The sequence below is a fragment of the Pseudonocardia sp. genome (genome assembly GCF_035305885.1).
Taxonomy (GTDB): domain Bacteria; phylum Actinomycetota; class Actinomycetes; order Mycobacteriales; family Pseudonocardiaceae; genus Pseudonocardia.
Genome location: NZ_DATGOP010000071.1, coordinates 1 through 20846 on the forward strand (window position 1 = coordinate 1; position 20846 = coordinate 20846).

The following is a 20846-nucleotide window of genomic DNA, read 5'->3' on the forward strand; positions in this document are numbered from 1 at the left end:
CTCGCCCGCACCCACGCCACGACTCGCGTGCACTCGCAGCGCGACTCGCCGACACCCAGAGCGCGACTCGCGGAAACGGGGCGCCGCGCCCATCGGCGAGTCGCGGTCTCGATGTGCGCGAGTCGGGGTCTCGGTGCGCGCGTGTCGGGGTCTCGGTGTGGGCGAGGTGCGGCCTGCGCTCCCGGCTCTCGGTCCGCGCGCACCCGGCGCACGACTCGCCCGCACCCACGCCACCACTCGCGTGCACTCGCAGCGCGACTCGCCGACACCCAGAGCGCGACTCGCGGACACCCGGGGCGCGACTCGCGGACACCCGGGGCGCGACTCGCGGACACCCGGGGCGCGACTCGCGGGTCAGCGCCAGAACAGCAGCTCGGAGTAGCCGGCGAAGGCGAGCGAGACGTCGCCGCCCACCGCCCCGTACACCACCGCTCCCACCCGCAGGAACAGCGAGCTCACCCCCGGCACGGCGATGATCAGCAGCAACAGCACCAGCGGCGCCCACGGCCGCACCCGGGCCGCCGTCCGGCGCGCGGAGTACGACAGGAACGGCTCGATCACGCCGAACCCGTCGAGCCCGGGGACCGGCAGGATGTTGAGCACGAACGCGATCACCTGGATGAACGCGAGGCACGCCAGCCCGACCGCGAGCCCGATCGGCATCGACACGAACGCGACGGCCGCCGTGAGCAGCCCGCCGAGCACCAGGTTCGTCGCCGGACCCGCCAACGAGACGAGGCTCTGGGCGGCCCGGGACCGGATCGCGGCGTGGTTGATCAACACAGCGCCACCGGGCAGCGGGATGCCACCCACCAGGAGGATCACGATCGGGAGCACGAACGACAGTCCGATGTCGGTGTAGCGGCGGATGTCGAGGGTGAGGTAGCCGCTGGCGCGCACCGAGTAGTCGCCCGCCCGGTACGCGGTGAAGGCGTGCCCGAACTCGTGCAGGCACAGCGACACCGCCCACCCGCCGAGCACGAGCAGCACGATCCCCGTCGTGAGCAGCACGGACGAACCCTCGGCGAGTGCGTACGGCGTTCCGATCACCGCGAGGACGGCCCCTGCCGCCGTGATGGCGAGCAGGAGGAGGAACCATGGACTGACCCGATGGGGCTCGACGCGCACCGAGCCATTGTGCTGATCGGGCGACCAACCGGGTGGACCCCGTCACCCGGTCGGCAGCTTCAGGTTGCGAACCCCGATCTCACAGCGCTGTACTTACATTGCTGTCATTCCCGACCCGTAGGGTTGGTGACGGCCACGCCGGGGGCGCGCGGGGAGGTGGGCGATTGTGAATGTGATCACAGCCACGATGGGGCTGGTCGAAACCTCAGCGGGAGTTCCGTATCCGACCGTGGACCCGTTCGGCGAAGTCGTCGCCGCCCTCGCGGAGCAGGACGGCGAGGAGCAGGACTGGCAGGAGCGCGCGCTCTGCGCGCAGACCGACCCGGAGGCGTTCTTCCCGGAGAAGGGCGGCTCCACGCGCGAGGCGAAGCGCATCTGCTCGGGGTGCGAGGTGCGTGCCGAGTGCCTCGAGTACGCCCTGGCGCACGACGAGCGCTTCGGCATCTGGGGCGGGCTGTCCGAACGCGAGCGGCGCAGGCTGCGCCGCGCCGCCTCCTGAGCCGCGGGGGCGGTCGGTCTCCACGGCGGCCGCTTGACGCCCGTGACCGCGCACGCGGTGCGGGCGGGACGTGAGCGGACGCCGGGGCCGCGTCGAGGAGGACGCGACCCCGGCGCCGCTGCACGAAGTTCTCTCGTCCGGCCGCTCGCGGCCCGCGAGGATGGCCCCGGGGTCGCTAGCTCTCTCCGCCGTCGACCGCGTCGGGCTCGATGTTGAGGTACTCCGCCACCTGCTCGACGAGCACCTCGTGCAGCAGGTCGGCGAGGTCGGCGCCGTCCCGGGCCCGCGCCTCCAGCGGCCTGCGGTAGATCACGATGCGGGCGCGCGACGGCATGCCCTCCGGGTCCACCCCCGCCGGCACGAGCTGTGCGAGCGGTACCCCGACGTCGGCGAGCACGCCCTGGCCCCACACGACGTCGTCGGGAGAGGTCTGGTGGACCTCAGGCACCTCGTCGACGGCCAGGTCGAGATCGGCGAGCTCGGATCCCCAGCGCATCTCGATGGGCTCGAGCGCCTCGAGGACCATCGCGTCGAACTTCTCGGCCCTGGTGCGCGAGGCGGGCGTGCTCGGCGGGTACATCAGCCCGCGCAGTCCCCGGCCCCGGCGGTCCCGCCTACGGGGCGAGCGGCGCAGCGTGCGGCGCGCGGTCGTCACACCCTGAATGCTACGGCCCCGCGGCCGCCGGCCCCACTCCCCGCGCTGACGCCGGGCGCACACACCACCCGCCCCGGCGACCCGCCTGCCCGAGCGCGCGTCCGCCGCGGGGCGTCGGGGCGACTCGTGATGATCCCAGCGCGTCGCGGCGCGGTTGCGGGGGCCGGAGGGGGTATCGTCCACGACGTGCTGAGTGTGCGGCGGTGTTCACGAACCGGGTGCACCGAGCCCGCGGTGGCCACTCTCACCTACGTCTACGCCGACTCGACGGCGGTCGTCGGCCCGCTGGCCACGCAGGCCGAGCCCCATTCCTACGACTTGTGCACCCAGCACGCCCACCGCCTGACGGCGCCCCGGGGCTGGGAGGTCGTGCGGTTCGAGGGCGAGTTCGCCCCGCCGCAGCACAGCGCGGACGACCTCACCGCGCTCGCCGAGGCGGTGCGGGAGGCCGGGCGCGCCGATCGCCCCGTGGAGCCGGTGCCGTCCACGGGCACGGGCCGCCGCGGGCACCTGCGCGTCCTGCCCGGCGCCGCGGAGGACTAGAGGCCTCGCCCGGGCCCGCTCCGGGGGTCGCTAGGGTCTGCCCCGTGGCAGATCTCGGCGCGATCGTGAAGGCCTATGACATCCGCGGTGTTGTCGGCGAGCAGCTCGACGCCACCACCGTCCGCGACATCGGTGCCGCCATGGCGGCGCTCGTGCGCGAGGAGGGCGCGCGGGCCGTCGTGATCGGCCACGACATGCGCGACAGCTCGCCGGGGCTGGCCGCCGCGTTCGCCGAGGGCGTCACCAACCAGGGCCTCGACGTCGTCTCGATCGGGCTCGCGAGCACCGACATGCTGTACTTCGCGGCCGGCACGCTCGACCTGCCCGGCGCGATGTTCACCGCGAGCCACAACCCGGCCAAGTACAACGGCATCAAGCTGTGCCGCGCGGGCGCGACGCCGATCGGGCAGGACACCGGGCTCGCGGCCATCCGCTCGGCCGTCGAGGCGGGGGTGCCCGCCGGGCCGGGCGGCGGCACCGTCACCAACCGCGAGCTGCTATCGGAGTACGCCGCATACCTGCGCAAGCTCGTGGACCTGTCCGCCTCCCGCAGGCTGCGCGTCGTGGTCGACGCGGGCAACGGGATGGGCGGCCACACGGTGCCCGCGGTGTTCGAGCCGCTGCCGTTCGACGTCGTGCCCATGTACTTCGAGCTCGACGGCTCGTTCCCCAACCACGAGGCCAACCCGCTCGACCCGGCCAACCTCGTCGACCTGCAGAAGCGGGTCGTCGCCGAGGGCGCCGACATCGGCCTCGCCTTCGACGGCGACGCCGACCGCTGCTTCGTCGTCGACGAGCGCGGCGAGCCGGTGAGCCCGAGCGCGATCACGGCGCTGGTCGCGGTCCGCGAGCTCGCGAAGGACCCCGGCGCGTCGATCATCCACAACCTGATCACGTCGAAGGCGGTGCCCGAGATCGTCGCCGAGCACGGCGGCACCCCGGTGCGCACGCGCGTCGGCCACTCGTTCATCAAGCAGACGATGGCGGAGACGGGCGCCGTGTTCGGCGGCGAGCACTCCGCGCACTACTACTTCCGCGACTTCTGGAAGGCCGACTCCGGGATGCTGGCCGCGCTGCACGTGCTCGCGGCGCTCGCCGAGCAGGAGGGGCCGCTGTCGCAGCTCATGGGCTCCTACGAGCGCTACTGCGCCTCCGGCGAGATCAACTCGACGGTCGCCGACCAGGCCGAGCGGATCGCCGCGGTCAAGCAGGTCTACGGCGCGCGCGAGGGCGTCGAGTTCGACGAGCTCGACGGGCTCACGGTCAACCTGCCGGACGGTTCGTGGTTCAACCTGCGCCCGTCGAACACCGAGCCGCTGCTGCGGCTGAACGTGGAGGCGGCCGACGCCGAGGCGATGGCGGCCCTGCGCGACGAGGTGCTCGCGGTCGTTCGCGGATAGCGTCGAAGAGTCCGGCGAACGAACCGGGCGGACCGCGCCGCGCACTGGCAACATCGCGGGCAGTTCCGCCTGCCCTTGCGAAGGAGGAGGCCGTGGCCGTACAGCTCGACCCCCAGCTGATGGAGATCCTGGCCTGCCCGTCCGACGACCACGCCCCGCTGCGGGCGGGCACCCCCGCCGACCCGGACGCCGACGTGCTCACCTGCACCGCGTGCGGGCGCGGGTTCCCGGTCGTCGACGGGATCCCGGTGCTCCTGCTCGACGAGGCGACCCCGCCCACGGCCGCCCCGAGCGGCGGGTGACGTGACCCCCGCCTCGACCCTCGACCACCGAACTCAGGGCTGGGGGCACTAGTGCTCGACGACGCGCTGCTCGCCGACCCGCGGGCGCTGGCCGCGCTCGACACGGGCGGCATCCTGCGTTCCGCCGCCACGGCGGGCGCCCAGGTGCGTTCGGCCGCCCAGAGCGCGGCCGAGGCGAACGTGGGCGATCTGGCCGGGCACCGGCCGCGGGCCCTCGTGCTGCTGCGCAGGCCCGGTGCGTCGGCGACGGCCACCGGCATCCTCGCGGCCCTGCTGGGCCCGGGGGCGCCGGTGCCGGTGGTGGTCACCGACTCGACCCCCTCGTGGATCGGCCCGCTCGACGTGGTCGTGGCCCACACCGCGGACGCCACCGACGCCGAGCTCGCCGAGAGCGTGGTGCGCGCGGTCCGCCGCGGGGCGGAGGTGGTGCTGTCCGCACCCGGCGAGGGGCCGGTCGCGTCGGCGGGCGCGGGCCGCGCGCGGCTGGTCGAGCCGCGCATCCCGGTGCCGCCGGGGCTGGAGCTGCCGCGGGCGCTGGCCGTCGGCCTGGCCGCGGTGCGTGCGCTCGACCTGCTCGACCCGCCGCTGGACCCGGGGATGGACGCGCTGGCCGACGCGCTGGACGCCGAGGCGGAGCGCAACCAGCCCGGCCACGAACCGTTCATGAACCCGGCGAAGTCGCTCGCGCTGCGGCTCGCCGACCACACGCCGTTGCTGTGGGGCACCGACCGGCTCGCGGCCGCGGTGGCCGTGCACGGCGTCACGGCGCTGGCGACCCACGCCGGCGTCGTCGCCCACTCCGCCGAGGTCACCGAGGGCGCCGGCGCCACCGCGCTGGTGCGGGCGCTCGACCGCGGCGCGATGGGAACCGACATCTTCCGCGACCCGTTCGACGACCCGGACGGGGGCGCGGAGGCACCCCCCGTGCGCCTCGTGCTCCTGGCCACCGAGGAGGATGACCCCGGCCAGGTGACGCTGCGGCGCACGGGGCGCGGGTGGCCGTCGGCCGACGTGCAGCACCCCGTGGACGAGGTATCGCGTGGCACCCGCCATGCCACCTTGCTGCGAGCCGCGCTGCTCGCGTCGCGGCTGGACGTGGCCGCGGTGTACCTGGGACTGGCCACCCGCACGATCGAGCCTGCCTGAGGAGAGCTGACCCGACGTGGAACTGCTGGACAACCCCGTGCGTGCCTACGCGTGGGGCTCGCGCACGGTGATCGCCGACCTGCTGGGGCAGGAGGTGCCCTCGCCGCACCCGCAGGCGGAGATGTGGCTCGGCGCCCACCCCGCCGACCCGTCGCGCCTCGTCCACGCCGACGGCGGCCAGGTGTCGTTGCTCGAGGCGCTCGGCGCCGACCCGAAGCAGATGCTGGGGCCGGAGCGCAGCGAGCGCTGGGACGCCACGCTGCCGTTCCTGCTCAAGGTGCTGGCCGCCGACGAGCCGCTGTCGCTGCAGGCGCACCCGAGCCTCGAGCAGGCCCGGCTGGGCTTCGCCCAGGAGGAGGCGGCGGGGGTTCCCCGGGACGCGGCCGACCGCAACTACAAGGACGCCAACCACAAGCCCGAGCTGATCTGCGCGCTCACCGAGTTCCACGCGCTCGTCGGCTTCCGCGACCCGGCCGTCACCGTGCGGTTGCTGCAGGCCATCGGGGTTCCCGAGCTCGCGGGCCACGCCGAGCTGCTCGCCGCCCAGCCGGACGCCGACGGCCTGCGCGCCCTGTTCACCACGTGGATCACGCTGCCGCAGGCGGTGCTCGACACGCTCGTCCCCGCCCTGCAGGAGGGCTGCGTGAAGCTCGCGGGCGGAGACGGGGAGTTCTCCACCGAGGCGCGCACCGCGCTGGAGCTGTCCGAGCGCTACCCGGGCGACGCGGGGGTGCTGGCCGCGCTGCTGCTCAACCGGGTCACGCTCCAGCCGGGCGAGGCGGTCTACCTGCCCGCGGGCAACCTGCACGCCTACCTGTCCGGGGCGGGTGTGGAGATCATGGCCAACTCCGACAACGTGCTGCGCGGCGGGCTCACGCCGAAGCACGTGGACGTGCCCGAGCTGCTGCGCGTGCTCGACTTCCACTCCACGCCGCCGCCGATCGTCGCGAGCAAGCAGGACGGCGACTGGCTGCGCTACGACACCCCCGCGGAGGAGTTCCTGCTGCGCCGGTTCGAGGGCGCGCCGGGGGGCGAGGTCGCGGTGCCCGACGGCGGGCCGCGCATCCTGCTCTGCACGGCGGGCGGTGCGCTCGTGCGGTCCCAGTCCGGTGAGCTGGAGGTCGGCCGCGGGGCGTCGGTGTGGCTGAGCGCCGCCGACACCGACGTCACGCTTTCGCCGCGGGCCGAGGGCACGCAGCTGTTCCTGGCGAGCGACGGCCTCGGGATCTGACGCCGGTCACCGGGTCCGGTAGGCGAGCCGGCGCAGCATCGTCTCGGCCGGGCCGGGCCGTCCCGCGCGGCGCATCAGGTCCGCGGCCACCACGGTGACCAGCCAGACGACGAGCCCCACCGCCGCCGCGCCGGTCACCCCGACGGTGCCGCCGAGGTCGGCGAGGTACGGCTCGAACAGCACCAGCCACGCCACCGACTGGGCCAGGTAGCAGGTCATGGAGCGCTGCCCGGTGGCGGCGAGGGCCGTGGTGACCGGGCCCGCCGCTCGGCCGGACCGGGCCGCCGCGACGAGGCCGACGAGCGCGGCGTAGCCGAGGCCGCCCACGTAGCCGGTGGCGGTGTGCAGCGCGCCCGCCCCGACCAGCGCCGCGGTGTCCGGGTGCCACAGCCCCGTGGTGACGAACGCCTGCGGCACGGCCCCCGCCGCGGCGATCGCGATGCCGGCCGCGGCCACCCGGGCGAGCAGGCGGCGGTGCCTGCCCGGTTCGTCCAGCAGCCCGCGCCGCCCGGCCCAGATGCCGACCAGCACCGGCGCCGCCGCCATCACCGCGTTCATCGGCATGATCAGCGGGAACGTCGCGACCCGGAGGGCCGCCGAGGCCAGGGGGCCGTACTCGCCGGCCGACCCGGCGGGCGCGGGGAGGGCGAGCACCGAGCCGTACACCAGCGCGCCGACCGCGGCGAGGCCGCAGGCGACGGCGAACAGGCGCGCCGCGGGCCAGCGCAGCGCCCCCACGAACAGCAGGCCGAGCACGCCGTACGAGGCGAGGATGTCGCCGGGGAAGAGCAGCAGGACGTGGGCGACGCCGAACGCGACGAGCCAGCCCCCGCGGCGGCGCAGCAGGCGGCGCGCGCCGTCCGGGCCCAGCAGCGGCTCCCGGCTGCGCAGGATCTGCACCATCCCGTAGCCGAACAGCGCGGCGAACATCGGGTAGCCGCGGCTGTCGACGAACAGCGTGAGCAGGACCTGCACCGCGGTGTCGAGGGCCGATCCGGGCGCGGCAGCGGGCCCGAGGAACGGGTGGGCGAGCACCTGCGAGTGGGCCAGCGCGATGACGGCGAGCATGGCGCCCCGCGCGAGGTCGGGGGCGAGCGCGCGGACCCGGGGCGCGACGGGCGGTTGGGGGTGCAGGGATGACACATGGACCTCTCGTAAGATACGGACGCGTAGCTCTGCGAGGTTAAGCTACGCATGCGTATCTCAGCAAGGAGGGCGATGACCGGGCGTTCCCGCCGCCGGGGCGAAGAGCTCGTTGCGGCGCTGCACGAGGCGGCGCTCGCGGAGCTCGACGCGGTCGGCCTCGGCAGGCTGACGATGGAGGGCATCGCGCGCCGTGCCGGCACTCCCAAGACCACCCTCTACCGGCGCTGGTCCGCGCCCGAGGACGTGCTGCTCGACGCGATCGCGGCCGCCTACCCCCTGGAGGAACCGTCGCCCGCGGCCGACGACCTGCGGGGCGACCTCATCGCCGCGCTGCGGTTGCTGATCGCCTGGTCCCGCCACCCGACGGTGCGCGCAGTGCAGGCGATCATGCTCGAACGGCACCGCCGCCCCGACCTCGTGGAGCGGCTGCAGGGCGTCTTCGACCGCAGGGGTCGCCGGTTCACCGCCACCGTGCTGCGCCACTACGCCCGGCTCGGCCAGATCGACCCCGCGCTGGTCACGCCGGTCGTCGAGGAGATCGGAGAGGCGCTGGTGTTCAAGATCGCGTTCGACACGGGGGAGGAGCCGTCGGAGGCGCTGCTGGCCGAGATCGTGGACCAGGCGATCCTCCCCGCCGTCGGTTTTCGCCCCGGCTAGGCTCCGCGCATGGCAGCGAGTGGGGGTACGCGGGCGATCGTGGCGGCGCTGCTCGCCAATGCGGGGATCGCGCTCGCGAAGTTCATCGGCTACCTCATCACGGGATCGTCGTCGATGCTCGCCGAGGCCGTGCACTCGGTCGCCGACACCTCGAACCAGGGGCTGCTGGTGCTCGGCGGGCGCACGGCCCGGCGGGCGGCCACCCCGGAGCACCCGTTCGGCTACGGCCGCGACCGCTACTTCTACTCCTTCGTCGTCGCGCTGCTGCTGTTCACCCTCGGCTCGGTGTTCGCGATCTACGAGGGCATCCACAAGCTGGAGTCGCACGAGCCGCTGACCTCGCCGGTCGTCGCCGTGGTGATCCTCGTGGTCGCGATCGCGCTGGAGGGGTTCTCGTTCCGGACCGCGATCCACGAGTCCCGCCCGCTCAAGGGCGACGGCACCTGGTGGCAGTTCATCCGGCAGTCGAAGGTCCCCGAGCTGCCCGTCGTGCTGCTGGAGGACCTCGGCGCGCTGGTCGGCCTGGTCCTCGCCCTGCTCGGCGTGGGCCTCAGCGTCCTCACCGGCGACCCGGTGTGGGACGCGATCGGCACCATCTGCATCGGCGTCCTGCTGGGCATCATCGCGATCATCCTGATCGTCGAGATGAAGAGCCTGCTCATCGGCGAGGGCGCCGCCCCGCCCGTGCTGTCGGAGATCGTCAGCGCTCTCGAGTCGGGCGACGTGCAGCGCGTCATCCACATCAAGACCCAGTACATCGGCCCCGAGGAGCTCCTGGTGGCCGCCAAGATCGCGCTCGCGCCCGGGCTGCCGCTCGCGTCCGTCGCCGCCGCCATCGACGAGGCCGAGGCGCGGGTCCGCGAGCGGGTGCCGGACGCGCGGATCATCTACCTGGAGCCGGACCTCGACCGGGCCGCGATGGCCGGCTGACGCACCCCGTTCGCGGCTGGTCCGCCGGCCGCGCGACCGATACGTTTCGCGGATGGCCCTTGGCGAGACCCGCAACGGGATCATGCGAACGAAGTCGGTCGAGCAGTCGATCGCTGACACCGACGAACCGGACACCAAGCTCCGGAAGGACCTGACGACCTGGGACCTGATCGTCTTCGGCGTCGCGGTCGTCATCGGAGCGGGCATCTTCACGCTGGCGGCGAGCACGGCGGGCGACGTGGCCGGACCGTCGGTCTCGCTCGCGTTCGTCCTCGCCGCGATCGCCTGTGCGCTCGCGGCGCTGTGCTACGCGGAGTTCGCCTCGACGGTGCCCGTCGCCGGCAGCGCCTACACGTTCTCCTACGCCACGTTCGGCGAGTTCGTCGCCTGGATCATCGGCTGGGACCTGGTGCTGGAGTTCGCCGTGGCCGCCGCCGTCGTCGGCAAGGGCTGGTCGGTCTACCTCGAGACGGTCTTCAACCAGTTCGGCCTGGACGTGCCGACCACGGTGTCGATCGGCGGGCTGGACTTCGACTGGGGCGTGGTGCTGCTGATCACGGTGCTCACCACCCTGCTCGTGCTGGGCACGAAGCTGTCCAGCCGGTTCAGCATGGTGATCACGGCGATCAAGGTCGGCATCGTGCTCTTCGTGATCATCCTCGGGGCGTTCTTCATCAACGTCGCGAACTACACCCCGTTCATCCCGCCGCCGGCGCCGGCCGAGTCGGACGCGGGGGGTATGACGCAGTCGCTGCTGTCGCTGTTCGGCGGCGAGGCCAACAGCACCTTCGGCGTGTACGGGCTGCTCGCGGCGGCGTCGCTGGTGTTCTTCGCCTTCATCGGGTTCGACGTCGTCGCGACCACGGCCGAGGAGACCAGGAACCCGCAGCGCTCGCTGCCGCGCGGCATCCTCGGGTCGCTCGCCATCGTCACCGTGCTCTACGTGGCGGTGGCGCTGGTGCTCACCGGCATGGTGCCCTACACCGACCTCGCGACCCAGCCCGACGGCACGCGCGCCACGCTCGCCACGGCGTTCGCGACCGTCGGCGTGGACTGGGCGGCCACGATCATCGCGGTCGGCGCGCTCGCCGGCCTCACGACCGTGGTCATGGTGCTGCTGCTCGGACAGATCCGGGTCGGTTTCGCGATGGCGCGCGACGGGCTGCTGCCGAAGTGGCTCGCGCACACCGGCGCGCACGGCACCCCCTATCGCGTCAGCGTGATCATCGGCGTCGCGGTCGGCATCGTCGCCGCGTTCTTCCCGATCGGCGCGCTGGAGGAGATGGTCAACATCGGCACGCTCTTCGCGTTCGTGCTGGTCTCCCTCGGCGTCGTCGTCCTGCGGCGCACCCGGCCCGACCTGCCGCGCGGGTTCCGCACGCCGCTGGTGCCGCTCGTGCCGATCCTGTCGGTGCTGGCCTGCCTGTGGCTGATGCTCAACCTGTCGGTCGAGACCTGGCTGCGGTTCGTCATCTGGATGGTCATCGGCATCGCCATCTACTTCTCCTACGGCCGGTCGCACTCCGTGCTGGGGCAGCGCGCGTCCCGCTGAACATGCCCTTGCGGTTATATTCCTGAATCGGTATGTTCAGGTCGTGACGTTCGAGGTCCTCGCCGAACCGGTCCGCCGTCGGATCCTCGACCTGCTGCGGGAACGACCGCGGCTGGTCGGGGAGCTCACCGCGGAGCTCGGCATCAGCCAGCCGGGCACGTCCAAGCACCTGCGGGTGCTGCGGGAGGCCGGGCTGGTCAAGGTGCGGGCGGAGGCGCAGCGGCGCTGGTACGAGCTCGACCCGGCGCCGCTCGCCGAGATCGACGAGTGGCTCGCGCCCTACCGCTGGATGTGGGCCGACCGCCTCGACGCCCTCGAACGGCACCTCGACGCCGACGCGCGGAAGGACACCGAACAGACATGACCGAGAGCCTGCAGACGCGGGACGGCCGCAGCGTGCTTCGCATGGAGCGCCGGCTCGCGCACCCGCCGGAGAAGGTCTGGAAGGCGATGACCGAGCCGGAGCGGCTCGCCGAGTGGTTCCCGTCGAAGGTGGTCGTCGAGTTGCGCGAGGGCGGCAAGGTCGACTACGACGGCGGCGAGCCCGGCGTGGTCACCGACCTCGACCCGCCGCGGCTCATCGCCTACACCTGGCAGGACGACCACCTGCGCTGGGAGCTGCACCCGGAGGGCGACGGCACCCGGCTCGTCCTGCTGCACACGTTCGACGACCGCCCGGGCGCCGCGAGCTACGGGGCGGGCTGGCACACCTGCATCGTCGCCCTCGGCCTCGCGCTCGACGGGCGCCCGGGCGCCGACCCCGGAGTGGACGACATCGCGCTGCACGAGCGGCTGGTCACGCAGCTGGGGCTCGACGCGGGCACGGTCGACACCGGGCCCGACGGGTGGCGGGTCCGCCACGAGCGCCAGCTCACCCGGCCCACCGACGGGGTGTGGGGCGCCGTGCGCGACCTCGTCCCGGACGGCGAGGTGGTCGGCGAGCACGCCCTGGAGCACGACGCCGAGGAGGGCGGCCGGGTCCGCTGGGAGCTCGGCGCGGGGACGGGGCACGGCGCCCGGCTGGTGCTCACCCACACCGGCGCGGACGGCGACCCGCAGGCCGCGCTCGAGGCCGATGGGAGGCGGATCGCGCAGCTGCTCGACCGCCTGCAGGCCGTCCCCACCGGCCGTTGATCAGGCGCCCGGCCCGGGCCGGTCCGCCAGCAGGACCAGCTCCCGGGCCGGGTCGTGGGGCGCGGTGGGCGCGCCGTCCACCCGGACGTCGGCACGGCACGCGGTCGCCTCGGCCGCGAAGTGCGCCGCCTCCTGGTGCGCCCAGCGCTCCCAGTGCGGGCGGTAGGTCTCCCCGTCGCGGGCGATCCCGCGCCGGAACCGCTCGTCGCGCGGGGCCTCGATCCAGATCAGCAGGACGGCCCGCGCCGCGATGACCCGCGCCCCGGACCCCGCGCCCTCGACGACGAGCACGTCGGGTCGGCCGACGTCGTGCACCGCGCCGAACTCGCCGCGGTGCCAGTCGTAGCGGCGGTAGCGGGCGGGCCTGCCCTCGGCCAGCGGCGCGACGACCTGGTCGTGCAGCAACGGCACGGAGGCGGCGAGGCCGTCCCAGCCGGGGTAGACGTCGTCCATGTGCAGCACCGGCGGGTCGCCGAGCTCGGCGGCGAGCCGGGCCGCGAGCGTGGTCTTGCCCGAACCCGACGGGCCGTCGATGCAGACCAACCGGGTGGCCCCGCACCGCGGCGGTGCCCGCCGCACCCGCTCGGCGAGCGCGGCGATCTCCACGAGGCGCTGCACGCCCGGGAGGCTAACTTCAGGAAAGCCACATCCATGAACGTGGGCTTCGTGAATGTGGCTTTCCTGAAGTTCGGGCGAGGGGCCCTCAGCAGAGCAGCGGCAAGCGTGCGGCCGCGGCGCCGAGGGCGCGGCGCTCGCCGCCGCCGGGCGGTACCCGGCCGGTGCCGAGCAGCGCCCAGCGCTCGTCGGGCCAGTCCGCGGGCGCGGGCCTGCCGAGCAGCGCGTCGAGCGTGCACCGCACGAGCGCGAGCGGCTCGGGGCGCGGGCCGGGGCGGCGCAGCTCGAGCACCATGTCGAGGTGGTGGATGGCCGCCTTGACCGCCAGCGTGGTCACGAGGTCCACCGCCTGCATGACGTGCCCGCGGGTGGCGACGAGCGCCTCCGGCGGCGTGCGCGCGGCGAGCCCGACGACCGCGCGCGTGGTCTCCATGAACGTGCGCACGAGGTCGTCGAGCTCCCACGCCCCGGAGATGGCGCGCAGGTTGCGCAGCTCGCGGAACCCGGGGTCGTCGGTCGGCTCGCCCGCCGTCCACCACGTCACCGCGTCGACGTCGGCGGGGCCCGCCGCCGGGCTGGCCAGCGCCACGAGCGCCCGCTGGACGTCGCTCAGCAGGTGCACGAGCAGGTCGCGCACCGTCCAGCCGAGGCAGCGCGTGGGCAGCCAGGAATCCTCCTCCTCCAGCGACGCGGCGATCGTCGAGATGTCGGAGTAGGCGATCTTCAGGGCGGTCAGCTCCGGGCTGGACGGCGGCTTGGTCCGCGGCTGGTCGGTCCGCGGACCACCGCTCATCGTCGGCGGCAGGCCTCCGTTGGGGTGGGTGGTGGAACTGCGGGTCGAAACGAGTGGTGCGGTCGTCATGTCCTGCCGTCGTCGGTCGTGCTGGCCGCAGTGGGAGCGGCTACCTGGTAGCCACCGAACTTCTCACGAAGCGTCTTCTTGGAGAACTTGCCCACGCTGGTCTTGGGCACCTCGTCGATGAACTCCACCGCATCGGGGAGCCACCACTTCGCGACGCGCTTCTCGAGGTGGGCGATCACCTCCTCGGCGGTGAGCGTCTCCCCGGGCTTGACGACCACGCAGGCGAGCGGCCGCTCGACCCACTTCGGGTGGGGGACGGCGATCACGGCGGCCTCGGCGACCTTCGGGTGCGCCATGATCTCGTTCTCCAGGTCGACCGAGCTGATCCACTCGCCGCCCGACTTGATCAGGTCCTTGGTGCGGTCGACGATCCGGACGAACCCGTACCGGTCGACGGCCGCCACGTCGCCGGTGCGCAGCCAGCCGTCCTCGGTGAACTGGGCGCCCCCGCCCTCGCCGCGGTAGTACTCGGCGGCGATCCACGGCCCGGCGGCCTGGATCTCGCCGGTGGCGACGTCGTCCCACGGCTGCGGCTCGCCGGTGGCCGGGTCGGCCAGCCGGATGTCGACGAGCGGCACGGCCTGGCCCTGCCGCGCGCGGACGTCGGCGCGCTCCTCCTCGGTGAGCGACTCGTGCTGGGTGCGCAGGGTGCACATGGTGGCGATCGGGCTGGTCTCGGTCATGCCCCAGGCGTGCAGCATCGGTATCCCGATCGCCTCCCGGTAGGCCTCCGACAACGCCTTCGGCACGGCCGAGCCGCCGCAGAGGATCGCCCGCAGCGCGCTGAAGTCGTGCTGCGCGAGCAGCGGCTGGACGCCCATCCAGATCGTGGGCACCCCGGCGGCGACGGTGACCCGGTGCCGCTCCATCAGGCCGGCGATGGCGTCCGGGGTCATGTTCGGGCCGGGGAGCACGATGCCGGTGCCCGCGAGCAGGCACCCGTAGGGAAGACCCCAGGCGTTGGCGTGGAACATCGGGACGACGGGCAGCACGACGTCGCGTTCGGACAGGGCGATGCCGTCGGCGATCAGCGTGATCAGCGAGTGCAGGACCGTGGAGCGGTGGCTGTAGACCACGCCCTTCGGGTTGCCGGTGGTGCCGGACGTGTAGCACATGGCGGCCGCGGTGTTCTCGTCCGCGATCTCGAAGGGGCCCGCGAACGGGTCGGCCGCGGCCAGCAGCTCCTCGTAGTCGTGCACCCGCGGATCGCTGGGGATCTCGGTGTCGGCGCCGTCGTCGATCACGACGACGTGGCGGACGCTGTCCAGCTTGTCGACGAGCGGCCAGAACAGCGGCAGCAGCGAGCGGTCGACGAACACCACCTCGTCCTCGGCGTGGTTCGCGACGTAGACGAGCTGCTCGGGGAAGAGCCGGATGTTCAGCGTGTGCAGGACCCGGCCGGTGCACGGGACGGCCAGGTACAGCTCCAGGTGGCGGGCGGTGTTCCAGGCGAACGTGGCCACGCGGCCGTCGGCGCTCACGTCGAGCGTGTCGAGCACGGTGGCGAGCCGCCGCACCCGCTGCGCCCAGTCGGCGATGGTCGTGGTGGTCTCGCCGGTGGCGTCCGCGGTGACGATCGTCTTGTGCCCGAAGTACTGCTCGGCCCGGTGGAAGATGTGCGGCAGAGCGAGCGGCCGATCCTGCATCAGACCGAGCATCGGGAGCCTCCTCCTGGGCGGTGTGTCCTGCGTCACCCGGAAGTTACCTCCGTACGAGTGGCCGCACCATGGGCTTCATCCGGCGCCATCCGGCCCACCAGCGGTTAGGCTCGTGCGCCGTGACCCCCACCGACCAGGCCGCATCGGTCTGCCTCGACGTGGGTTCGACGTGGACCAAGGCGGTGTTGGTGCACGCCGACGGGTCGCTCGCCGGGTTCGCCGAGCACCGGACCACCACCGGCGACGTGCTCGCCGGCGTGGACGCCGCGGTGCGCGCGGTGTCGGCCGCGGGCCGCGACGCCGAGCCCGAGGTGCTGGCCTGCTCGTCGGCGGGGGGCGGGCTGCGCCTCGCGGTCGTGGGGTCCGACCGGCTGTCGGCGACGGAGGCCGGGCACCGGGTCGCGGTGTCGGCGGGGGCGCACGTCGTCCACGTCCACGCGGGGCCGCTGGAGCCGGCGGACGTGCGGCTGCTGCGCAGCGCCCGGCCGGGGGTGGTCCTGCTCGTGGGCGGCGCGGACGGCGAGGACCCGGCCGGCTTGCTGCACAACGCCAGCCGGCTGGCCAGGGCGCGTATCCGGCACCCGATCGTGCTCGCGGGCAACGCGAACGCGCGCGACGACGCGCTCGCCCTGCTCCGCGCCACCGGGCGCAACGTGGTCGCCTGCGACAACGTGCTGCCCCGCCGCGGCGAGGTCGTGCCGGGCCCGGCCCGCGCCGCGATCGCGGACCTGTACCGGCGGCACGCGATCGGCGGCCGCGGCCCCGCGGTCGCGCCGCGCTTCCGCAAGCTCGTGCGGGTCGTCACGCCGGAGGCGGTCGGCCACGCCACCACCCGGCTCTCCGCGATCTGCGGTGCACGCGTCCTCGTCGTCGACGTGGGCTGCGCGACCACCGACGTCCACTCGGCCGACCGGGGCGAGCCGGTCCGCACGGTCGAGGGCGACCTCGGCGTGCGGGCGGCCGCGGGCGGGGTGCTCGTGGAGAGCCAGGCGGAGGGCATCGTCGACCCGGTGGAGGCCGATCTGCTCGGGCCCACCGTCGCCCGCATGGCCAGCGAGACCGGCTACGTCCCGCGCGACCGGGGTAGCGCCGCCGAGGACCGCCGCATCGCCGCGCTGGCCGCCGTGGTCGCGGTGCGCAGGCACCTGCGGGTGCACGCCGACGCGGGCCGCGACGTCGGGCTCGTCGTGCTGGCGGGCGGCGTGTTCCGCCAGCGGGACCTCACCGGCGGGCTCGGCGCGGTGGTGGCCACCCTGCGCACCGACCCCGAGCTCGCGCCGGTGCTCGCCGAGGCGCCGGTGGTGGTCGACTCCGACTTCGCGGTCGTGCCCGCCGGGCTGCTCGCCGCGCGCGGACGAACGGACGCCGCCGAGGCCCTGCTGCGCGACCACCTCCTCGGCTGAGCCGCTCGCCGACCGCGCGGGACCCCTCGTCGCGGGCCGGGGCCCGCCGCCGAACGCCCCGCCGCGGGCTCCGTGTGCCGGGGTGAAGGCCGATCCCGACCCGGAGGTTCGCATGTCCCGCACCAGCGCGCTGGCGGCCGTGTCCGCGATCGCCGCGATCGCGCTCTCCGCGTGCGCCGCGGAGGCCCCGCAGCAGCCCGCGCCGCGGCCGTCGACGGAGCAGGTCACCGCCCTGCGGCCGCCGCCGGGGACGGTCGTGACCGCCAACAGCACGGCCGACCTCGGCACGGTGGTGGCCGACGGCCTCGGCTTCACCCTCTACCGCTTCGACGGCGACAGCGCCTCGCCCCCGACGGCGCGCTGCGAGGGCCCCTGCGTCGCGGCGTGGGAGCCCGTGCTCGCCACCGAGCCGATCACGATCGAAGGGCTCGACGAGGACCGGGTCGGCACCGTCCAGCGCCCGGACGGGCAGGTGCAGCTCACCATCGGCGGCTGGCCGGTCTACCGCCACACCGGCGACGCGCCGGGCGCCACCGACGGGCACGGCGTCGACGGCAAGTGGTTCGCCATCGCCCCGGACGGCGACAAGGCCGCGGCGCCGTAGCCGCACCCGGCGGCGGGTCAGCTCCCGGCCACGAGGACGACGATCAGCGTCCGCGGGCCGTGCACGCCCTCCACGCGCTCCAGCTCGATGTCGCTCGTCGCCGACGGCCCGCTCACGAACGTGATCGGGCGGGTCGGTGAGAGCGCAGCGAGCATCTCGGGCACCGTCTCCACCACCTGCTCGGCGCGCACCACGCAGACGTGCACGTCGGGCACCAGGGTGATGGCGCGCCTGCCCTGGTCGGGCGAGCCGTCGAGGGCGATCGTGCCGGTGGTGGCGCAGGCCGAGGCGCAGCCGGTGACGACCGCGGCCGCGGTGTCCAGCTCGGCGGGGGAGAGCCCGTCGTCGGTGACGCGCGTGGCGGCGATCCCGTCCGGCCACCAGTCCTCGGGCAGCCCGGGCGGCACCACCACGCGGCCGGTGGCGTCGCCGAGCGCGGTCCGCACCGCCTTCGCGACCCCGTCCGGCGCGGCGTCCAGCACCGTCGCCTTGTAGTCGACGAGCCGGTCGCGGAACAGGTCGAGCAGCTCGGGCGCGCCGGCCGGGTGCGCGCCTGCGCGGCGGTAGTCGCGCGGCACCTCCGGCGGGGCCGGGTGCCCCGCCGCCGCGTTGGCCGCCCGGATGCGGGCGAGCACCTCGTCCCGCGCGCTCACGACGCACCTCCGCGCTCGCGGGCCCACCACTCGCGGAACGTCTCCGCGGGTGGGCGCGGGGCGTCGCGGCTCGCCGTCCACGCCGACAGCGGGGGCGGCAGCGTGCGGATCCGCCCGGAGCCGCGGCCCAGGACCCGGCCCAGGCGCGCCCCCTTCTCCGCGGCCGCGAAGCGGGTGGGCGAGGACATCACCCACGACGCCGCGGCCATCGCGATCGCCTCCGGGGTCGGCACCGGCCGCTTGCGCTGCTCGTCGACGTGCCGGGCCCGCAGCCGCACCAGGAGCGACGGGATGTCGATCCGCACCGGGCAGGCGTCGAAGCAGGCGCCGCAGAGGCTGGAGGCGTACGGCAGCGACGCGTTGTCCTCCACGCCCGTGAGCTGCGGCGACAGCACCGCCCCGATCGGGCCCGGGTACACCGAGCCGTACGCGTGGCCGCCGGTGCGCTCGTAGACCGGGCAGACGTTGAGGCACGCCGAGCACTTGATGCAGTGCAGGGCGGTTCGGCCCAGCTCGTCGGAGAGCGCCGCGGTGCGCCCGTTGTCGAGCAGCACGAGGTGGAACTCCTGCGGGCCGTCGCCCGGCGTCACCCCGGTCCAGGCGGAGGTGTAGGGGTTCATCCGCTCGCCGGTGGAGGAGCGGGGCAGCAGCTGCAGGAACACCTCGAGGTCCTGCCAGGTCGGCACGACCTTCTCGATGCCCATCACGGTGATCAGCGTCTCCGGCAGCGTGAGGCACATCCGGCCGTTGCCCTCGGACTCGACCACCAGCAGCGTGCCCGTGTCGGCCACGCCGAAATTGGCGCCCGAGATCGCGACCTTCGCCCGGAGGAACCGCTCTCGCAGGTGGGCGCGCGCGGCCATGGCCAGCCGGCGCGGCTCGGCCGTGAGGTCCGGGTCGACCTCCGGCATCCGGCGCAGGAAGATCTCCCGGATCTCCGCGCGGTTGCGGTGGATCGCCGGCACCAGGATGTGGCTGGGCAGGTCGCCGCCGAGCTGGACGATCAGCTCGGCGAGGTCGGTCTCGTGCGTCTCGATGCCCGCGGCCTCGAGCGCCTCGTTGAGGCCGATCTCCTGGGTTGCCATCGACTTGACCTTGACGACCTCGCGCGTGCCCGCCTTCCGGACCAGCCCCGTGACGATCTCGTTGGCCTCCCGCGCGTCGCGGGCCCAGTGCACCGTGCCGCCGCGGGCGGTGACCTCGCGTTCGAGCCGCTCCAGGTGCTCGTCGAGCCGCGCCATCGTGGCCGCCTTCAGCGCGGACCCGGCCAGCCGCAGCTGCTCCCAGTCGTCCAGCTCGCCGACGACGCTCGCGCGCTTGCCGCGGATCGTGCGGGTGGCGTGGCCGAGGTTGCGCCGCAGCTGGGAGTCGGCGAGCGCACCGCGCGCCGCGTCGGGGAACGGCCGGTCCCCGCGCAGGTGCCCGACGCCGCGCGGCGCGGGGATCCCGAGGAAGGTGCTCATGCCGTGCTCGCCAGGATCTCGGCCAGGTGGACGGTGCGGGTGCCGCTGCGCAGCCGGGACAGGCCGCCGCCGATGTGCATGAGGCACGACGCGTCGCCCGCCGTCGCCACCTCGGCGCCGGTGGCGAGCACGTTGCGCATCTTGTCGGCGAGCATGGCCGTGGACGTGTCGGCGTTCTTCAGCGCGAACGTGCCGCCGAACCCGCAGCACTGGTCGGCCTCGGGCAGCTCGATCAGCGTCATCCCGCGCACGCGGCGCAGCAGCCGCAGCGGCTTGTCGCCGACCCGCAGCATCCGCAGCGAGTGGCAGGTCGGGTGGTAGGTCACCCGGTGCGGGTAGTAGGCCCCCACGTCCTCCACGCCGAGCACGTCGACGAGCAGCTCGGACAGCTCGTAGGTGCGGGCCGCCACGGCCTCGGCGCGCTCGGCGAGCCGCTCGTCGTCCGCCCCTCGGGCAACCATCGCGTGCTGGTGGCGCACGCACCCCACGCACGACCCGGACGGCGCGACGATCACGTCGTACGGCTCGAACGTGGCCACGTGGTGGCGCACGAGCGGCAGCGCCTCGCGCTGGTAGCCGGTGTTGACGTGCATCTGGCCGCAGCAGGTCTGGTCGGCCGGGAACACGACCTCGTGGCCGAGTCGCTCCAGCAAGGTGACGGTGGCCCGTCCGACCTCGGGGTGCAGCGCGTCCCCGAGACACGTCAGGAACAGCGCGATCCTCACCGCTCCACCCTATGACCAGCTCGGTTGACAGCAACCGCAGGAGTTCGGATGCTGGGAAGCGCAATCGCGACGTCGGTGTGTCGAGAGGCGCTGCGACGGGCCCCGAGGGCGCCCGCCACGCTCGACCACCTGGCCATTGCAACGGAACAAGGGCGCCTGCACTCACGCAACGAGGAGGGCGGGCCGCATGCGATTCCGAACCGCCGTCCTCGTCGCCACCATCGAGCGGACCCCAGTAACGTGGCCGCCCGCACCAGCCGTACGAGGAGGCGTTAGTACCCCATGACCGCCACTGCCGACACCAGCAGCAGGCTGCAGAAGCGCAACGGCATCGAGTTCGCCGTGGCCGATCTGGGCCTGGCGGAGTTCGGTCGCAAGGAGATCCGGCTCGCCGAGCACGAGATGCCGGGTTTGATGGCGTTGCGGCGTGAGTACGCCGAGGCGCGTCCGTTGCACGGGGCGCGGATCGCGGGTTCGTTGCACATGACGGTGCAGACCGCGGTGTTGATCGAGACGCTGGTGGCGCTCGGGGCCGAGGTG

The 20846-nt window shown here is 74.1% G+C and carries 23 protein-coding genes; 14 read left to right on the forward strand and 9 right to left on the reverse strand.

Going from position 1 to position 20846, the window contains the following annotated elements; genetic code table 11:
- Positions 1 to 354 precede the first annotated feature (354 nt).
- Complete coding sequence (locus VKZ81_RS15040) at positions 355 to 1128, reverse strand: site-2 protease family protein (RefSeq protein WP_324242171.1); 774 nt, start codon at positions 1126 to 1128, stop codon at positions 355 to 357.
- A gap of 187 nt (positions 1129 to 1315) precedes the next feature.
- On the opposite strand from VKZ81_RS15040, the gene VKZ81_RS15045 reads away from it, so the two are divergent.
- Entirely contained in the window at positions 1316 to 1627 is a 312-nt protein-coding gene (locus tag VKZ81_RS15045; RefSeq protein WP_414709384.1) for a WhiB family transcriptional regulator, read from the forward strand.
- 175 nt (positions 1628 to 1802) lie between these two features.
- Here VKZ81_RS15045 and VKZ81_RS15050 read toward each other — a convergent pair whose 3' ends face one another.
- Positions 1803 to 2282: a metallopeptidase family protein gene (locus VKZ81_RS15050; RefSeq protein WP_324242173.1), complete on the reverse strand. Its 480-nt coding sequence runs from the start codon at positions 2280 to 2282 to the stop codon at positions 1803 to 1805.
- A 186-nt stretch (positions 2283 to 2468) separates the two neighbouring features.
- Between VKZ81_RS15050 and VKZ81_RS15055 the strand changes: the two genes are divergently transcribed.
- From VKZ81_RS15055 to manA, 5 genes are all read left to right on the forward strand, one after another.
- Positions 2469 to 2825 (forward strand): DUF3499 domain-containing protein, encoded by a 357-nt coding sequence (locus VKZ81_RS15055; RefSeq protein WP_324242174.1) that lies wholly within the window; start codon positions 2469 to 2471, stop codon positions 2823 to 2825.
- A 44-nt stretch (positions 2826 to 2869) separates the two neighbouring features.
- Complete coding sequence (locus VKZ81_RS15060; RefSeq protein WP_324242175.1) at positions 2870 to 4225, forward strand: phosphomannomutase/phosphoglucomutase; 1356 nt, start codon at positions 2870 to 2872, stop codon at positions 4223 to 4225.
- 92 nt (positions 4226 to 4317) lie between these two features.
- Positions 4318 to 4527 carry a Trm112 family protein gene (locus VKZ81_RS15065; RefSeq protein ID WP_324242176.1) on the forward strand — a complete coding sequence of 70 codons (210 nt, stop codon included), beginning with the start codon at positions 4318 to 4320 and terminating at the stop codon, positions 4525 to 4527.
- A gap of 51 nt (positions 4528 to 4578) precedes the next feature.
- Entirely contained in the window at positions 4579 to 5673 is a 1095-nt protein-coding gene (locus tag VKZ81_RS15070) for an SIS domain-containing protein (protein ID WP_324242177.1), read from the forward strand.
- Positions 5674 to 5689: 16 nt separating this feature from the next.
- Positions 5690 to 6904 carry a mannose-6-phosphate isomerase, class I gene (manA, locus tag VKZ81_RS15075; protein ID WP_324242178.1) on the forward strand — a complete coding sequence of 405 codons (1215 nt, stop codon included), beginning with the start codon at positions 5690 to 5692 and terminating at the stop codon, positions 6902 to 6904.
- A 6-nt stretch (positions 6905 to 6910) separates the two neighbouring features.
- Here manA and VKZ81_RS15080 read toward each other — a convergent pair whose 3' ends face one another.
- A complete protein-coding gene (locus VKZ81_RS15080) occupies positions 6911 to 8047 on the reverse strand; it encodes a DUF418 domain-containing protein (protein ID WP_324242179.1) in 1137 nt (378 codons plus the stop codon).
- A 75-nt stretch (positions 8048 to 8122) separates the two neighbouring features.
- Here VKZ81_RS15080 and VKZ81_RS15085 point away from each other — a divergent pair, with 75 nt between their 5' ends.
- From VKZ81_RS15085 to VKZ81_RS15105, 5 genes are read left to right on the forward strand one after another with little or no spacing between them, the layout of a single operon-like run.
- Entirely contained in the window at positions 8123 to 8707 is a 585-nt protein-coding gene (locus VKZ81_RS15085; RefSeq protein WP_324242180.1) for a TetR/AcrR family transcriptional regulator, read from the forward strand.
- A gap of 9 nt (positions 8708 to 8716) precedes the next feature.
- Positions 8717 to 9637, forward strand: coding sequence for a cation diffusion facilitator family transporter (locus VKZ81_RS15090; RefSeq protein ID WP_324242181.1), 921 nt, complete (start codon positions 8717 to 8719; stop codon positions 9635 to 9637).
- A gap of 52 nt (positions 9638 to 9689) precedes the next feature.
- The gene (locus tag VKZ81_RS15095) at positions 9690 to 11189 is read left to right on the forward strand and encodes an amino acid permease (protein ID WP_324242182.1); all 1500 of its coding nucleotides are present in this window, start codon (positions 9690 to 9692) and stop codon (positions 11187 to 11189) included.
- Between the two features lie 43 nt (positions 11190 to 11232).
- Complete coding sequence (locus VKZ81_RS15100; protein WP_324242183.1) at positions 11233 to 11553, forward strand: ArsR/SmtB family transcription factor; 321 nt, start codon at positions 11233 to 11235, stop codon at positions 11551 to 11553.
- The gene (locus tag VKZ81_RS15105; protein ID WP_324242184.1) at positions 11550 to 12323 is read left to right on the forward strand and encodes an SRPBCC family protein; all 774 of its coding nucleotides are present in this window, start codon (positions 11550 to 11552) and stop codon (positions 12321 to 12323) included. The genes VKZ81_RS15100 and VKZ81_RS15105 overlap by 4 nt, the downstream gene beginning before the upstream one ends.
- Here VKZ81_RS15105 and VKZ81_RS15110 read toward each other — a convergent pair whose 3' ends face one another.
- The 3 genes from VKZ81_RS15110 to VKZ81_RS15120 all read right to left on the reverse strand — a co-directional run bounded on the left by VKZ81_RS15110 (position 12324) and on the right by VKZ81_RS15120 (position 15458).
- Positions 12324 to 12941 (reverse strand): nucleoside/nucleotide kinase family protein, encoded by a 618-nt coding sequence (locus tag VKZ81_RS15110; protein ID WP_324242185.1) that lies wholly within the window; start codon positions 12939 to 12941, stop codon positions 12324 to 12326.
- A gap of 85 nt (positions 12942 to 13026) precedes the next feature.
- A complete protein-coding gene (locus VKZ81_RS15115) occupies positions 13027 to 13731 on the reverse strand; it encodes a maleylpyruvate isomerase N-terminal domain-containing protein (protein WP_324242186.1) in 705 nt (234 codons plus the stop codon).
- Positions 13732 to 13796: 65 nt separating this feature from the next.
- Positions 13797 to 15458, reverse strand: coding sequence for a long-chain fatty acid--CoA ligase (locus tag VKZ81_RS15120; protein ID WP_324242187.1), 1662 nt, complete (start codon positions 15456 to 15458; stop codon positions 13797 to 13799).
- Positions 15459 to 15577: 119 nt separating this feature from the next.
- Here VKZ81_RS15120 and VKZ81_RS15125 point away from each other — a divergent pair, with 119 nt between their 5' ends.
- Together VKZ81_RS15125 and VKZ81_RS15130 are read left to right on the forward strand one after the other, a co-directional pair.
- Positions 15578 to 16861 (forward strand): glutamate mutase L, encoded by a 1284-nt coding sequence (locus VKZ81_RS15125; RefSeq protein WP_324242188.1) that lies wholly within the window; start codon positions 15578 to 15580, stop codon positions 16859 to 16861.
- 112 nt (positions 16862 to 16973) lie between these two features.
- A complete protein-coding gene (locus tag VKZ81_RS15130) occupies positions 16974 to 17465 on the forward strand; it encodes a hypothetical protein (protein ID WP_324242189.1) in 492 nt (163 codons plus the stop codon).
- Positions 17466 to 17482: 17 nt separating this feature from the next.
- Here VKZ81_RS15130 and VKZ81_RS15135 read toward each other — a convergent pair whose 3' ends face one another.
- The 3 genes from VKZ81_RS15135 to VKZ81_RS15145 are packed head-to-tail and all read right to left on the reverse strand — an operon-like array spanning position 17483 to position 20306.
- A complete protein-coding gene (locus VKZ81_RS15135; protein WP_324242190.1) occupies positions 17483 to 18118 on the reverse strand; it encodes a LutC/YkgG family protein in 636 nt (211 codons plus the stop codon).
- Positions 18115 to 19581 (reverse strand): LutB/LldF family L-lactate oxidation iron-sulfur protein, encoded by a 1467-nt coding sequence (locus tag VKZ81_RS15140; RefSeq protein WP_324242191.1) that lies wholly within the window; start codon positions 19579 to 19581, stop codon positions 18115 to 18117. Before VKZ81_RS15140 ends, VKZ81_RS15135 begins: the two co-directional genes overlap by 4 nt.
- Entirely contained in the window at positions 19578 to 20306 is a 729-nt protein-coding gene (locus VKZ81_RS15145; protein ID WP_324242192.1) for a (Fe-S)-binding protein, read from the reverse strand. Before VKZ81_RS15145 ends, VKZ81_RS15140 begins: the two co-directional genes overlap by 4 nt.
- A gap of 282 nt (positions 20307 to 20588) precedes the next feature.
- Here VKZ81_RS15145 and VKZ81_RS15150 point away from each other — a divergent pair.
- Positions 20589 to 20846, forward strand: a 258-nt coding sequence (locus VKZ81_RS15150; RefSeq protein WP_324242193.1) for an adenosylhomocysteinase, incomplete at its 3' end; no start/stop codon positions are given.